This is a genomic window from Chloroflexaceae bacterium (assembly GCA_025057155.1).
Lineage (GTDB): Bacteria > Chloroflexota > Chloroflexia > Chloroflexales > Chloroflexaceae > JACAEO01.
Map to the genome: position 1 here is coordinate 214905 of JANWYD010000010.1, position 15156 is coordinate 230060.

Annotated in this window: 11 protein-coding genes and 1 tRNA gene; 3 read left to right on the top strand and 9 right to left on the bottom strand. The window is 63.5% G+C overall.

Features of this window, described 5'->3' with window-relative positions; genetic code table 11:
• Positions 1–40: 40 nt before the first annotated feature.
• The 4 genes from NZU74_11455 to NZU74_11470 all read right to left on the bottom strand — a co-directional run bounded on the left by NZU74_11455 (position 41) and on the right by NZU74_11470 (position 5482).
• The gene (locus NZU74_11455) at positions 41–1651 is read right to left on the bottom strand and encodes an exo-alpha-sialidase (GenBank protein MCS6881941.1); all 1611 of its coding nucleotides are present in this window, start codon (positions 1649–1651) and stop codon (positions 41–43) included.
• Positions 1648–3696, bottom strand: coding sequence for a lipopolysaccharide biosynthesis protein (locus tag NZU74_11460; GenBank protein ID MCS6881942.1), 2049 nt, complete (start codon positions 3694–3696; stop codon positions 1648–1650). Before NZU74_11460 ends, NZU74_11455 begins: the two co-directional genes overlap by 4 nt.
• A gap of 18 nt (positions 3697–3714) precedes the next feature.
• A complete protein-coding gene (locus NZU74_11465) occupies positions 3715–4356 on the bottom strand; it encodes an HAD family hydrolase (GenBank protein MCS6881943.1) in 642 nt (213 codons plus the stop codon).
• Positions 4357–4555: 199 nt separating this feature from the next.
• A complete protein-coding gene (locus NZU74_11470; protein ID MCS6881944.1) occupies positions 4556–5482 on the bottom strand; it encodes a hypothetical protein in 927 nt (308 codons plus the stop codon).
• A 565-nt stretch (positions 5483–6047) separates the two neighbouring features.
• On the opposite strand from NZU74_11470, the gene NZU74_11475 reads away from it, so the two are divergent.
• From NZU74_11475 to NZU74_11485, 3 genes are all read left to right on the top strand, one after another.
• Entirely contained in the window at positions 6048–7070 is a 1023-nt protein-coding gene (locus tag NZU74_11475; GenBank protein MCS6881945.1) for a GHMP kinase, read from the top strand.
• A 790-nt stretch (positions 7071–7860) separates the two neighbouring features.
• On the top strand, positions 7861–9294 hold the full coding sequence (locus tag NZU74_11480) for a DNRLRE domain-containing protein (GenBank protein MCS6881946.1): 1434 nt from the start codon (positions 7861–7863) through the stop codon (positions 9292–9294).
• A gap of 271 nt (positions 9295–9565) precedes the next feature.
• Positions 9566–9641: transfer RNA gene (locus tag NZU74_11485), tRNA-Arg, on the top strand.
• A 248-nt stretch (positions 9642–9889) separates the two neighbouring features.
• Here the strand turns inward: NZU74_11485 and NZU74_11490 are convergent.
• The 5 genes from NZU74_11490 to NZU74_11510 form a co-directional block, all read right to left on the bottom strand.
• On the bottom strand, positions 9890–12055 hold the full coding sequence (locus tag NZU74_11490) for a hypothetical protein (GenBank protein MCS6881947.1): 2166 nt from the start codon (positions 12053–12055) through the stop codon (positions 9890–9892).
• A 201-nt stretch (positions 12056–12256) separates the two neighbouring features.
• Positions 12257–12646, bottom strand: a complete 390-nt coding sequence (locus NZU74_11495) for an ATP-binding protein (GenBank protein MCS6881948.1) — start codon at positions 12644–12646, stop codon at positions 12257–12259.
• Positions 12647–13461: 815 nt separating this feature from the next.
• A complete protein-coding gene (locus NZU74_11500) occupies positions 13462–14088 on the bottom strand; it encodes a DUF998 domain-containing protein (GenBank protein ID MCS6881949.1) in 627 nt (208 codons plus the stop codon).
• A gap of 318 nt (positions 14089–14406) precedes the next feature.
• On the bottom strand, positions 14407–14685 hold the full coding sequence (locus tag NZU74_11505; protein MCS6881950.1) for a MoaD/ThiS family protein: 279 nt from the start codon (positions 14683–14685) through the stop codon (positions 14407–14409).
• Positions 14686–14797: 112 nt separating this feature from the next.
• A partial coding sequence (locus NZU74_11510; protein MCS6881951.1) for an aldehyde ferredoxin oxidoreductase C-terminal domain-containing protein occupies positions 14798–15156 on the bottom strand: 359 nt, incomplete at its 5' end.

Here is a 15156-nt window from a genome sequence, read left to right on the forward strand (position 1 = left end):
GCACCATAGAAGTGTAACGCGCAGGTGAACCATCTGATCGTCAGCGATTCCGGGAGCGTCGCCAGAGCGTCAGGGTGACCAAGATGATAACCAGACCGATAACCGGAACAAGCGCGAGCCCGTAAATGAACAGCGGGTTCGTGCCGCTAATAACCGAAGGCGGCGGAATCGTACGGATCTCATCGGGCAACGCGGATGGTGCGGGCGGTTGGCGCGGGATGGGAGTGGCGGGACCGTCTGGCGAACCAGGAAGGGGTGAACCGAGCGCGCCCGGCCCCGCGGGAGGTGTGGTGAAGGGCGTTGGCGACAGCGCGGGTGCGTCAACCGTGATGCTGCTGTGTAACACGCGCCGCTCACCCCAACCACTCGCGTCGGTGTAACTGAACCAGACGGCGTGGAGTTGATTGCCTCTCGCGATCGCCAGACGAGGCCACATCGGCCGGTTGGCTGTGGCTGACACAATCTCCGGCGTCGACCAGGACTGACCGTTCCAGGAGAGATGGAGCAGCATTGGAATGGGGGTGATGCTCTCTTCAAGGAAGCCGGGCATCACGAGATGAACGCGGCCGGCGCTGTCGGTGGCCATGGCATAGCTGTCAAGACCGCGTTCCTCGGGATCGCGAGCGCGCACCCCAGGAATGATTTGCGGCGGGTTCCAGGTAGTACCTCCATCGTTTGAACTCTGGTAATACACGGTAGTCCCAATGGCGCTCCGATAGACCACAATTGGATTGTCTCCGGCCAGTCCCAGGGTGGTTTGCACTACCGGCCCATCAGCGGCGCTAAAAAACACCGGATCGCGCCAGGTCTTGCCGCCATCGTCTGATCGGCGGTAGACGCCAACGTTCGGTTGATCTAGACCGAGGTACCAATCGCTGCCGTGGTCCCAGACCAGGTGCACCCGGTCACGTCCATCAACCTTTACCTGCATCCGCTCATCGCCGCCGGGCAGTTGGGAGAGGTTGGCGCGCACCGTCCACGTCTGTCCACCATCAGTGGAGCGGCGATAGAAGATCTCGCTCAGCAAGCGGTTGCCTTCCTCGGTGCCGCTCAAACCCTCGTTGTAGAAGGCATGCAACACCCCCTTACTATCAGCGGCGATAGCATTGTAGTAACTGCTACCCAGGCGCCATGGCCTGGTCCATGCGCCAGCAGACCAGGCCTGCTCAGCCGGAGCGCGGACGGCGTTTACGTCGGTGCAGCCTCGGAAGAGCACATGCAGATAGCCGTCGGAGGTGGCGATGATACTGTTTCGAACCGTATAACCACCCACACAGGTAAAGGCGATATCGTTCATCGGTGACCATTGCCCGTCGCGCAACACGCGGTAACGTAGCAGATCGCGCGAGGAAAGATCGGGGTCGTTGGGATCGAGGGACGCGCCGAGGTCGCCACTGCCCCAGATCACGTGGATGGCGCCCTGGTTGTCCGCGGCGATATCGGGGAACCAGCCAAAGCGGTCATCGGAGATGTCAAAAAGGATGCTCCAGCCGCTGGATGCAAAGGCCGGACGTCCTGCTCCAGCTACTCCGAGCAACAGCATGCCGAGCAGAAAGACCGGCAGGATTGGCCGCAGTGAGCGTAGAGCATTACGGGGCGCCGCACCAGGCCTGGCGAATATGATGAAGCGCCGGTTGGGCTGGTCTGTCATGCGTGTGATGATGTGCCTTTCTTGCCATCATTATTGGCAATCTTGTCGTCATTGGCAACCCTATCATCTCGATTGACCGCGTCGGTGGGGTGACGACGGTTAGGGATCCGCGCGCGACGCCGGCGGGGGAGAGCGTTGGCGCTTCGGTAGTTGTGGCTGGTAACGCGTATCGAGGGTGGTTCATCAGGTGGCGGAGTGATGATAACCTCCGGGTGCGGCGTCCGGGGGCGCTGGAAATCCGGCGCGGCGGTTGCGTTGCCGTGCTCAAGTTCAAGCAGATCCTCCAGCGTGATGGTTTCCGGCGGCTCAGGGTCGAGAGCGCCATTGGCATAGCCGGTCTCAGGCGGCGTGTCGGTGACGGTCAGCAGCCGCGAGGCCGGGACAGGCGCCCAATCGGCGGGTGAAGGCGATGTGGCGGACGGATCACCGACCGCGATCGTTATGCCATTACGGTTAATAGAGACCCGAAAGCCGCCGTCGTTCACGCTCGCGGTGGAAGCGTCCTGGACGGCGCGAGAGGCCGGGGTGACGATCACGGCGCCCAGAAAGCGAGTATCAGGCCCGCCGGTCAACTGTTTGCGCGATTCGATCACTACCGAGCGGCTATCGGAACGGCTGCTGACCACCAGAATGACCCCATCCACCAGGGGGGCCAGCAACCCCGCGTCTGGCCCTGCGAGGGCCGCCGGACCGTCGAAGATCACCACGTCGGTTGCCTTGCGCGGATGTTCGAGCATATCCGGCCAGAAGACCATCGGAATCAGTTCGGAAAAGCGTGAGTAGCCGGCTTCTCGGCCCGACAGCACCAGCAGGTTAGGTGTAGCCGTCTCGCGGATATAGGCCCACAGACTGCCAGGAACGCCGAACGGCTTGCCTTTGGCGTCGCTCCGATTGCGCCCGTTCGCCCGCTGATCAAAGAGGTGCGGGATGTGGGTCGTATCACTCTCGGTGTCGACCAGCAGCACGCGGTGCCCTGTGCGGACATACATTCTGGCAATCTCAATCGCGACGAAGCTACGGGCCGTACTGTTCTGCGGACTGCTAATCAGGAGCGTTCGAGGCAGCTTGCTGCGCGCCGCGTGAACGATGTTGGAATACAGCCGGTTGAGTTGCTCCTGGCGTCTACTCTCGGTCCGCCAGTTCTTGGTCGCATAGGTGGGGAGCTCAGAAAGTTCGCCGAGGCTTCTGACGCCGGTGCGGCTCTGCAATTCGCTGCTGGTGCGCCAGCGCTCATCGAGGCGGTCGAGGGCCAGGGCCGCGACGATCGCTATCAGCAACCCGCCGAGGCCGGCGGTGGCGAGGGTCAGAGCGCGCTTCTGGGGCAGGGGCGCCGAGGGAGGGCGAGCCGCCTCGAAGAGCGAGAGGGTATTGGCCGAGGTCTGGTTACTGAGATTAATGAGATTCGTATACTCATCAAGGTAGCGCTGGCGAGTCAATTGGAGCGCCTGGAGTTGTTGCTGAACATCCGAGATATCAATCGCCGACGTGAGGTTCTTGAGACGTTCCTCAAGCTCGGCGATCCTGGCGTCCACGGCTTGCAGGTTGGCCTGCGCTTCCTCGATGCGGCGGCTAATCTCGGCCTGCTGGGCGGCGACCTTTTCTGGAGCGTTGGGGGTATAGGCGATCAACTCCTCCGCTATCGCGTTGGCGATGGCAGCCGCGCGCTCTGGATTAGTGTCAGTAATCTTGATTTCGAGCAAATTTGCCCCGCGATCAACGCGGGTGGACAACATACGGTCACTGATGATCGGCCAAGGAAAAGGGAGTTGGAGCCGTTCAACGACAGGAGCAAGAATCACCTCACGCTTGCTCAGTGCGGCATAAAAACTGGCGAGGACGTTGCTCAATTCCACCTGCGCCTGGTTCGGCGCGCCGACCTCGAAGTTATTGCCCACCATCAGTGTGGCCTGCGAAAGGTAGATGTCGGGTTGTTGACGCAGGATATACCAGGCCGTGCCGACGGCAAGCGCTACCGACAGAGCAAGCACAAACCACCAGCGCAGGAAGAGTCGTATATATGTTAGAACATCTTGCCAGGTAAGCATGGGCCAGTTCCTATCCGGTCAGTGGCTAAGCATAGGCGCCGGGTGGTGCAGCGCGTCGTGCTCGGATGCCAGTTGTTCCGCGGGCAACGGGTCGAGGGCCGGTCGCGAGCAAAGCCAGCGGGCCGCGTCCAGCAGGTTCGCCGCGATATGCGTTGGCGGGTGGCGATGCAGCTCAGGATGGTCAGGTTGCGAGCGGCCGCTCAGCACCAGTATCGTCTGGCAGCCCGCAGCCTGCCCGGTAGCGATATCGGACGGGGCATCGCCGATCATATAGGCCGTGGAAAGCTCCACCTGGTACTCTCTGGCAAGATCGAGCAGCATCCCCGGCCGAGGTTTTCGGCAGCCGCAGGCCTCGTCGGGGCGATGCGGGCAGAAACGCAGATCGGTGATGGACGCGCCGTACGATGCCGCGATGCTCATCATGCGATGGTGAATCTCCGCCAGGGCGGAATGCGTCATCAGTCCACGGTTAACAGCAGCCTGGTTGGTGACGATAAAGATGCGAAAGCCGTGTTTGGTCAACAAGCGCAACCCTTCGAGCGCCCCCGGCAACCAGCGGAACTCGTCCCAGGACTTCACGTGGTCAGCGCGGTTCTCATTGATGACGCCGTCGCGATCTAGAAAGACATTCCGCTGTACCTTCGAGAGTTGCCGGTTCATTTTGTGTTAATGCTGCGAGCGCCGGGGTCGAGGTCCCTGGACAGAGCTGGATCCAGGGCGCCAGAGACGCTCGATAAGAAAAGACGGTCCTGCTGTAGCGCGCATAACGCAGGGTAGCGAGAGTTCCTAAAAATTGTCTAAACACGAACGGCGCAGATTTTACAGAACTGTTACAGCACGTCGTTTACAGGTGGCGCGGTTAAGGCGCCGCACTAACCTGAGCGAAAAACTCGACCCTGGTAGCCGTCTGGCTTGTGCTCACCGGAATGCTAATAGGGGCCTGGCCACGAGCGGGCGCGAAGGGCACCTCGATGGCCCCACCGCCGATGATCCCGACATCATCATAGGCGATCCCGACGACCCTGATATTGGCGAGATCACGGTTCAAGGGATTGGAGAGAATGCCGGTGATAGACGGCGGATCGCCCTGGATAAAGGCGACGTTGGACACGGGGAGTTCCTGCAGCGGTGGCGCCTGTACGAACTGTCCAGGGCGGATCAAAACCTCGATACGGGAAACAGTAAGGTTTGCGGGCAAATTCACCTGTTTAGCCACGCCCATTCGCTGGCCAGGGCCGATCTGGGCGATGCTATCGGTGTCGGCCAGCAGCACCACGCCGTCGGCATTGAAGGCGGCAACCTGGTAGCGCACGTTCTGGGCGAGCAGATTGGGATTGGGATTACTCACCACGAAGGCGTAGCTTGCCGTGCCAGCGCGTTGCCCGAAGCCCTGAGAGACAACCGTTAGCGGATTTGGGGCGGGGGTTGGTTCGCGGGTCGGCGGTTGCACGGGCGTCGGCGACGGGGTCGGCAGTGTCGGCTGTGGCGAAGGGACCGACGTGCCGATGATGGTACGGGTGGCGGCAAGTGCGCCGGAAAGGGTTGGCGTGGCCGCCGCAGCGGCGCCGGGCGATGGCGACCGGGTGGCGGTGGCCGGAATAGTTACGGTGAGCGCGGTTTCGGCGACGCGAGTCTGAGCGATGTTCTGGGGGGCGGTCGGGGTAGCAGTCACGACCATATGCGCCTCCGATGTCCACAGCCGGGAGGCGGAGCGGAGCAGCAATCCGAGGGCCATCAGAAAGAGCATGATCGCCAGCAACGCTTTCCAGGAGATATGTATGCGCATGGTCATCAAGCCTGGCTAGTAGTCGCCACAGGCAGATTATACCTCAAGCCCTCGGTGCGTTGCGAGCGCATTGCTATATAAAAAATAATGGAGAACCCCCACTTCCCCATAATCCTCGCTGAAGGGTCGGTTGAAGAAACCTGCGTTTCCCAGGAAACCTTCTGATGGTGAAAGTCGGCGCGGGCGCGGCCTCCCAGGAACGCCCTCATCGAAGAAAACCGCCTGCAGCGGGTGGCACGCCCATCCTGAGTCCTCCTGCCTCTTGCATGGCTGGTGAATCGGAGGGGGGCAGCCCTCCCGGGGGCGCTTTCATCGAAGATGGCAAAACCGAATTTCCCCTTGTTCCGGTTGAATAACCAACAAAGGTGCATCTAAACCGAATGTAAGCAGAGCAATCACATGATTGACAATATTGTTACAGAGGCGCTTCAGGCCTTCCACTTTCGCTACGAAGGACTATAATGCGAACGTCGGGTGTCCGTTAGTTGGGCGGGAAGGAGCCGCTGGCGTCTTCTTGAAGCATTGAACTAGTACAACGCACCATAAACGAAGAAAAGGGCACAAGATGATCATCTCGCGCACCCCCCTGCGGATCAGCTTTGTTGGAGGCGGAAGCGACCTGGCTGCGTTCTACCGTCACGAACCGGGGGCCGTAGTCAGCGTGGCGATCAACAAGTACATTTATATCACGGTTAATGCCAAGTTTGATCATCAAATCCGCGCGAGCTATTCGGTCACCGAGATTGTGGACCATGTTGACGACCTGAAGCACCAGCTTATTCGCGAGGCGCTCAAACTGGTCGGCTGCAAGCGTGGCATCGAGATCACCTCAATCTCCGACATCCCCTCCCAGGGCACCGGGCTGGGTTCCTCCAGCACATACACCGTTGGTTTGCTCAATGCCTTGCATGCCTATTACGGACGGCATGCCGGGGCCGAGCGGCTGGCCCGTGAGGCTTGCTGGATCGAGATCGAGCGCTGTGGCGAGCCGATTGGCAAGCAGGACCAGTATATTGCCGCCTACGGAGGCTTGCAGTTTATTCAGTTTAATCCTGACGAAAGCGTGTTTGTTGATCCGGTGATCTGTAAGCCCGAGACCAAACGGCAACTTGAGGCCCGTCTGATGATGCTCTACACCGGTGTAACGCGACAGACCTCAGGGATCCTGAAGGAACAGCGCGCCAACACTGAGCAGGACAGCTCCCGGCGCCTTGCCCTGCGCGAGATGGTGGCGCTGGCCCACGATCTGCGCGCTGCGCTGGTGGCGGATGATCTGACGGCGTTTGGCGAAATCCTGCACGAGGGTTGGATGCGTAAACGCACCCTGGCCTCGGGGATCAGCAACGGGCAGATTGACGTCTGGTACGAACGGGCGCGAGAAGCAGGAGCGATAGGCGGGAAGATCCTCGGCGCCGGCGGCGGGGGCTTCCTGCTACTCTACGCTCCCGAGGAGCGCCACGAGGCCATTCGGGCCGCGTTGCCCGGCCTGCGGCAGGTGCCGGTGCTGTTTGAGCCACAGGGGAGCAAGATTATCTACGTCGAAGAATCCTCGACCCATCCGCATGATGGCCGCAGCGTAGCAAAATAAGGACCGCTCCTGTTCTGCTGCACGACCAGGGCGAGGACAAACTGGCGTCCGTCGCGCGTAACCCTCCGGGTTGCGGGTCTGTGTTTCCCGGCCGGTGCGGTGATCAGTAGTCTGTAAACAAAGTCTTGCGCTCAACCCCCACCCCCTCCCCAACCCTCCCCCGCCGGGGGAGGGCGCCCGCCTCCTCCTCCCAGGGGGGGAGGCTGGGAGGGGGGCGGAAATGCCAGGAAACTTACTTTACAGACTAATCAGAGAGCCGGCTTTCTCGGCATGCTAATCAGAGAGCCGGCTTTCTCGGCATGCTCTTGAGGGGCAAGGGCGTGGGAACCCGCGCAATGGCCCACACCCCTCCGACCGGCTATTTTCAGTCAGCTTGTTTATCAGAGGGTGCGGCCGTCCCAGAGCCTGATAGGGTAGAGGTATGGGGAAACCTGGTGTACCGATTTGTTGTTGTCACCCGTTGCCAGCGGCTTGCCGGCCCTGCCACGGGGCGTAATAGTAAAAAATTAGTTAAAACGGGACCTTTGGCCGATTGCGGCGAGCGCCCTCGTCTGGCAAACTGGCGGTGGTATGGTCCATACCAGCGGAGTACTTATGGAGGTGCGCGCCTGACATCTTCGCTGTCATCCTTGCTATGTCTGAAGACTGCGGATCAGCCGTCGCCCTTCTCCGTCGGAAGACATCGGACGCGCGCCTCCCCGGCTCCGCTCTACCTGCACTGAGCAGTTGGCCCTGGTGATATGACCACGGGACAGCATCCCTGCGAACCAACCTGTCCCAGGAGGTGTCAATGCGCTCGTTTGGACCCGGTCCGATGATTGTTGGACTGCTGTTGACGCTGGCAACTATCATTACCGTCGTCGCGGCGCCGCTCATGGCGTCCCGAACCGTTTATCTGCCCCTCGTGGTTGGATCGCCGGGCAGCGCTCCCGTGACTGCGGGAGCGCTGCGGGTCAATGCGCCGTACTTCGCGGTAGCCGACGTTGATGAGCGCTTTTCCGAACTGGCTATCTTCTGGTTTGGCGCCGTGACGCCAACCCAGAATTACGCCGATGTGCGTCTGGGATACAACGACACAGAGTTATATGTATATGTCGCGGTCTTTGACCGGCGGCTCTGGTACGACACGACCCCGGAGCGCGCCGATCTGAGCGCCTGGGACGCGGTGACGCTCTATCTGGACACTGCGAATGGCGCCAGGGTAAGCGGGAACAGCCACCGGTTTGTGGCCCAGTTCAGCGGCAGCGGCGGCGCGCAGTACCAGGCCGCGTATCGCGCGAGTGGCGGAGGCTGGGCCCCCGCCACTACGGCCTTCACCACCCGTCCAGGATGGCGCGGGGAGTGGATGAATGACGAGACCGACGATCGCGGCTGGGCTATGACCTTCCGCATTCCTTTCAGCAGTCTTGGTCTCAGCAGGCGGCCAGACGACGGGGCTCTGTGGCGGATGGCGCTGGCCCTTCATGACCGCGACGACCAGGCCGGAACGCCCATTGCGGATCAGTTCTGGCCCCCGGCGGCGGATTTCCAGGCGCCGTCCACGTGGGGCACGCTCAGATTCGGCCTGCCGGCCTATACGCCTCCGGCGGTTGCATCGTCGCAGACGATCACGATCCGTCACGGCCTGAACGGGGCCGTGGTTCCCGACGTGGGTGTAGGCGGGGGCGCGGTATGCGGCGACGGGCTGGATTTCTGGAGCGAGTGGGGTGTTTCGACGCGAGAGGCGGGCAAGCCCGATTTCAACGTCCAGAATCAGTCGGATATTGCTGACTGGCCGTGTTTCGCCAAGTATTACGTAACGTTCCCCCTGGACCAGTTGCCCTCGGGCAGGGCAATCGTCTCGGCCAGGCTGGTGCTGCATCAGTTCGGCAATTCAGAACCGAGCCAGGCGCGGCCGTCACTGATCCAGGCCCTTACCGTTGGCGCCGACTGGAACGAGCGGACCACGAACTGGAACAACGCGCCGCTGGCGACGGAGAACGTTGGCGCGGGTTGGGTTGAACCACTGGCGACCTTCTCAGGCTGGCCGGGGGTGCGGCGCGAGATTGATGTCACGCGCGGCGTAGCCGAGGCCTACGCCGCGCGCACGCCGCTGCGCCTGGCCCTCTACTCGGCGGATAGCGCCTATCACAGCGGCAAGTACTTCGTATCCTCGGACACCGGCGACTGGAACGCCGTGGCCCGTCCGACGCTGGTGGTGACCATCGGCGCGCCGGCGCGGTGAACGGGAGAGAGCGTTTCCCGCCATCGGAAAGGCGACAGGGTTGCAGCCACAGTCTGGATACGGTCGCGTGTCGGGCCGGGGGTGAGGGAGAAACCCGCTTTCTCCCTCACCCCTGTTTACCTTGCATAGCGGAACGCATCCTGAGCCTGTCCCGGGATGCGTTTCGCCCCTCACCCTGCGAGAGGTCCAGGTCAGCGCGGCATGGTTTGCGGCCCCGTGAGAACAGCCGGCATTGCGCCACAGGGGCATCTGTGGTACACTCACGGTGCCTGCCCCCGTAGCTCAGAGGATAGAGCAGCGGTTTCCTAAACCGCGTGTCAGCCGTTCGAGTCGGCTCGGGGGCGCCAGCAGCAGAACGCGGCAAACCGGCCCGCGCCCGGTTGCCGCGTTCGTCGTTTGTTCGCCCAGGATGCAATTCATCGCTCATTCCCTCCGTACCAGCCGGGCGAGGGCGCGCGCGTCGCCGTCCTCGCCCCGGTCGTCGCTCCGCCTCCGCAGCGCCTCGCTGCCGGAGAAGATGTAGCGCGGAGCGTGCCAGGGAACGGCAAGGATGAGCCGTATACGTCAATTCAAAATCCAAAATCCAAAATGGATATCACTCCCAGCACCGTCCCGTCTCCACGATCGCCCGTGCCAGCGCCGCCACTGCCGGCTGCCCGTGGCGCTCGGCGAGCGCCACGATCCACGGCGCCAGCGCGGTGAGATCATCGAGCAGCGCCGGGCGACCGCGGCGGGCAAGGCAGCGCAACATCTCGGCGAAGCGATCGGTGGCTTCGCTGCATGCCTCGGCGAGGTGGGGGGCGAGGGCGCCCAGCTCCGCGGCGCGGTTATCCTCACCTTCGGCGGCGCGGGCGGCGGCGAGGGCCTCGCCCAGCACCTGCACCCGGTCGGCAGGGGGAAGGCGGGGGGCGAGGGCGCTCAGCGCCCCGGCGCGCCTCCCCTCATCCTGGATGGCGCGGGCGGCGGCGAGGGCCTCGCCCAGCACCTGCACCTGGTCGGCGGGCGGCAGGCGGGGGGCGAGGGCGGCGAGCGCCCCGGCGCGCCTCCCCTCATCTTCGATGGCGCGGGCGGCGGCGAGGGCCGCGCCCAGCACTTCTACCTGGTCGGCAGGCGGCAGGCGGGGGGCGAGGGCGCCCAGCGTCCGGGCGCGCCTCTCCTCATCTTTGAGGGCGCGGGCAGCGGCGAGGGCCGCGCCCAGCACTTCTACCTGGTCGGCAGGCGGCAGGCGGGGGGCGAGGGCGGCGAGCGCGGTGAGCGCCCCGGCACGCCTCTCCTCATCTTTGAGGGCGCGGGCGGCGGCAAGGGCCTCGCCCAGCAGCGCTTCCGGCAGATGGGGGGCGAGGGCGCCCAGCGCCCCGGCGCGCCTCCCCTCATCTTCGATGGCGCGGGCGGCGGCGAGGGCCTCGCCCAGCAGCGCTTCCGGCAGGCGGGGGGCGAGGGCGGCGAGCGCCTCGGCGCGCCTCCCCGCATCTTCGATGGCGCGGGCGGCGGCGAGGGCCGCGCCCAGCAGTGGTTCTGGGAGATGGGGGGCGAGGGCGGCGAGCGCCTCGGCGCGATACTGTTCATCGTCAATCGCCCGCGCCACCTCCAGCGCCCGTTCCCACGGCAGGGCGATGCCCTCTTCGAGCAGCGCATCGAGGCACGCCGCCCGCTTCTGCGCCTCCGGCATCTGCGCAATCGTCTCCAAGGCTGCCGCGGGGCTCCATTTGGCCTCCGGTGTGCCCACCTTCACCAGTTGTACCAGCAACTCCGGGAACAGGTTGCCGGCCCGGCTGCGCAGGCTCGCCGCGATCAGCGCGCAGCGCAGCATCAACCCCAGGTCGTTCTGCTCCGCGGCATGGCGCCAGAGGACGTCGAGGTCGCTCAGGTAGCCGGTGTCGCTCCCCTCGGCGGCGTGGCGCGCCGCCTGCCAGGGTTGGAGGTAACGCTGCCCATCGGTGCCTGGCGCCATTTCGGTCAACACGCGCCGTATGCTCTCCCATTCGCCCGCATTGCGCAGGTGGGCGATCCAGAACTGCCGCAGGTAGTCGGGCAGGGGCCGGCTACGGTCGGCGTACCACGCATTGCCGTAGGCGATCAGCCGCTGCTGGAGCCGCTCGCGATCCTTCGGCGGGTAGATCTGTTCGAGGAAGACCTCGCGCAGGCGCTGGTGGCTGAAGACGTAGGTGTGCTCGCCGACGGTGATGACGAAGCGGGCGACTTCATCATCGTGGACAGCATCAACAATGTCACTCTGCTGAACGAAGACCTCCGGCGCCAGCGCCTGCAGATCGTCGCTGGTCAGCGGGCCGTAGGCCGCCGCGCACAGCGCCAGCAGTTCGCGGATGGCCCGGCTGGCCTGCCGGCGCTGCCGCAGCGTCTCCACCCAGTCCGTGAGGAAGGCTTCGAGGCCGGGCGGGCGCCGGGTCAACGACTCCGGCGCGATCTGGCCGCCGGTGAGCGCCTTGATCAGCAGGTTGGCGGTCAGCGGGTCGCCCTCGCTGACCCGGTAGAACTGGGCGACGAAGTTCGGGTCGGCGGCGCGCGCGGCCAGCGCCGGACCGCTCTGGCGGAGCAGGGCGGCGATCGCGGGCAGGTCGAGCGCGCGCAGGTCGAGCTGCTGCACCGCCGCGGCGTTCCAACCCAGATGGTGCAGCCAGTCCTCACGGGTAGCGTTGGCCCGTTGCCGCGCCGAGACGACGATCTTGAGCCCGGTCTGCGGCGGTGCGGCGCAGAGCGGGCCGACCGTCCAGCCAATCGCTTCGTCAATGCCGTCGAGCACGACCAGCGCCTGCGCGCCGTCGGGCAGCTCGCGGCGCAGGTAGTCGGCGATCAGGGCGCGCAGGCTGGTGGGTGCCTGGTCGTAGGCGCGGAACTGCTCCAGATCCTGGTGCAGGTCGGCGAGGCCCTGCGCGAGCAGGCTCAGGGCCGTCTGCTCGCCGGCGGTCTGGTAGCGAATGCTGACCGGCGCGAAGATGATGCGCTACTGCGGCTGCTGCCGCTGCACGCGGGCGATCCAGCGGACGAGCAGGGCGGTCTTGCCGATGCCGGTCGGCGCGACGAGCAGACCGAACGGGTAGCGCGGGTCGGCGAGAAAGGCGTCGAGGGCGGCCAGTTCCGCGTCGCGCCCGCCGAAGACATCGGCGGCGTAGTGCTCGATCAGCGGGCGCACCAGCGAGCTGAGATTGACCGGCAGGGGGCGCAGGATCTCCTGATAGATGGCCTGGGCGCCACGACCGATGGCGATGGCTCTGCCGCTGACATCGCCAGTGGTGATCTTTTCGCCGCCGACGTAATCGCCGCCGGGCCGGGTGAGGTTGCCGCCTGATGGAGTGATGTCGTGGCCGGATTGCGTGGCGGGTTCGTCGCCCATACGCTTGATATGGAGCGATTGCTTCGCGGAGGCCGCCGCAAGCGCAGCGCGCCGGTGGGAATGGCGCCTGGCAGTTCAGGATGCGGATCGGCGCCTGGCGCCGCCGGGTGTCACCGCCGCCGATGGTTGCCACCGGGTCGCGCCGGTCAAGGTCCGGAGCGCCCTGATCATAGCATAGTTTGATCTGTTTGCATAGGTATGAACGGGAGGCAGGGCCACGTCGAAGGCCCGGCTGAAGGCCCGCACCCTCTGTCCCGTGGCACGCCCCTGAGCGGGCTGTGCATGCGTTTAGCTCGGTGGCGAATGAGGATTACGAATATGAACCGGTATCCGCCATGTAGCCCGGCAGCGAATGAGGAGCCGGACTCCCTCCCCCGGCGGGGGAGGGTTGGGGAGGGGGCGGGGTTGCCGAAAAACTTCGTTTACAGACCAATCAGCCGCGGGCTACCGATGCGAAGCCCGCCTGCGCGGGCCAGACCGGATGGATTTCTGAACAATCATCACTGGTCTGTCAGGCAAGGTTCCTGCCATTTCCGCCCCCCTCCCAACCTCCCCCCGTTGGGGGGAGGAGCCGGATTCCCTCCCCCGGCGGGGGAGGGTTGGGGAGGGGTGGGGGGGGTTAGCTAAAAACTCTGTTTACACACTAATCAATCGCCGTAGCAGATGAGGCAAGGGTGTTTTGAGAGACTCTGGCGGATTGCTGGCCGTAGCGGGCAACCTGCCGGGGCGCGGCAGTCGCACGCCGAGCGCCAGCGAAATATATCGGCAGCACGCGATGGTTAGCCGCTTCACGTCCGGTCAATGGGGTTTTTCAGTCACGGCAGGTTCGGCCGTTTCTGTTGCCAGAGATAATTCAGAAGAAGATTGCCGTATAAAATGCATAAATTGAGCCGTTGAAACAACCCTGTATACCGTAATATCCCGGTAGTGCGACTCTCAGACAGAAGGAATGCCGCAGACGGGAGTATTGCAGCGGGGAATAGTATGGCATTCAGAACCTTTAGCCGGCCAAACTCATCAATCCACAAGGCCCAGAGAGGATTCAACATCAAAAAGAGAAAACCAATTCCAGAGGCGATTCCATGGATTTTGCCTGATATTGTTTCTTCGACATCTGAGGGATCTTCGGGGAAAATTCCGGCAAGGATTGAGCCAATTCCAAACAGAGTAATTCCGAGAAGAAATAAGACATGGCTCCATCGCATCTTCTGAAATGCCAGGGCTTGTCCTACGGCAAATACAAGCAGCAAGCCGCCAACCGCCGCCAGGGCGGCGCCTTGCTGCTGTTGCACGGGACTGCGCGAAGTTCCCAATGTGCTGATAGTGTCATGTAAATGACTGTAACCGGGATACCGTGTTGCCAGCGCCACGGGCGCTATGAGGTCAATGCATATCGCGATGATTAAGACGGAAAGAAAACTATGGAATTGGCGCTTGTGCATTCGTATTCATTCCCCTGGGATGCGAGATTTCTGATGTTCTCGTCCGATTTCGATTATACGACCACTCCATAATACTGTATGGCGGCTAACAAATGGCAATACCGCAAGGTCAGGAGTGGCCGCGGAACGGCGCTTCCTGCCGCCCGGGATCGCAACTGGCCGGCGAGATGAGGCAGCATGTGGTTGAGACGCGCCAGCCGGCCTGGCGTCGCCGGGCTGGCTGGCGCTATCGGGCCTGTACCGCCCCGCCCAGATCCACCGGCCAGTCCCTCAGCAGGCGGATCGGCAAGCCGTGAAGGTCGTGGATGCGCGTCTCCATCACCCTCCGGCTACGGCGGGGAAGATGTCAATCGTATCGCTGTTGTAGATGATCGTTTCTACGCCCTCGGGGAGATAGGGCGCGTCGCGCCCGTTGACGAAGACATGCACGTGGGGATAGAGCATGCCCTGTTCGTTGAGCAACTCACGCCGCAACGGGGGGAAGCGTGTAACGACAATGTCAATCAGTTCGCGCACGGTGACGCCTTCGGGGACGTCGAACTGCACTGTGCGCCCGCCCACGATGGGGCGTAGGGTTGCGTAAAAGTTGATGTGCATCGGTTTTATTTGGGATACTATCGAAAGGTCTGGGAGGGTGAAGCCCTCCCAGACTTTCCCACAGGCAAGGTGAGCGGGGCGGCCTGGCTGCCCTGCTCACCCCATAATCACCTTAATCGTCCAGAATGCCCAGTTCGCGCAGCTTGGCTTCGGGCACCACGCCGTTGACCCAGCCCCGCGCCCGGTAGTACTCCTCCAGCATCGGCTCCAGCTCGCACACGTGCCCCTGGGACCCCGGCATCGTCGAGGGCTCCTGCGTGAAGCGCGCCGGCAGGTAGTCGCTCCCCTCCCGGAACCCCGCCAGGTTGTTGTAGTAGCGCTCCAGGTTGTAAATCCGCTCCCCCGCCTTCAGCACGTCCTCGGCCGTGAAGGGCACTCCCGTCATCGCCGCGTACTGCGCCGCGTACTCCGCCGCCCCCTCCGCAAAGGCGCTGAACTTGCACAGGTCCAGACTGTCGGAGAAGGCGTGCA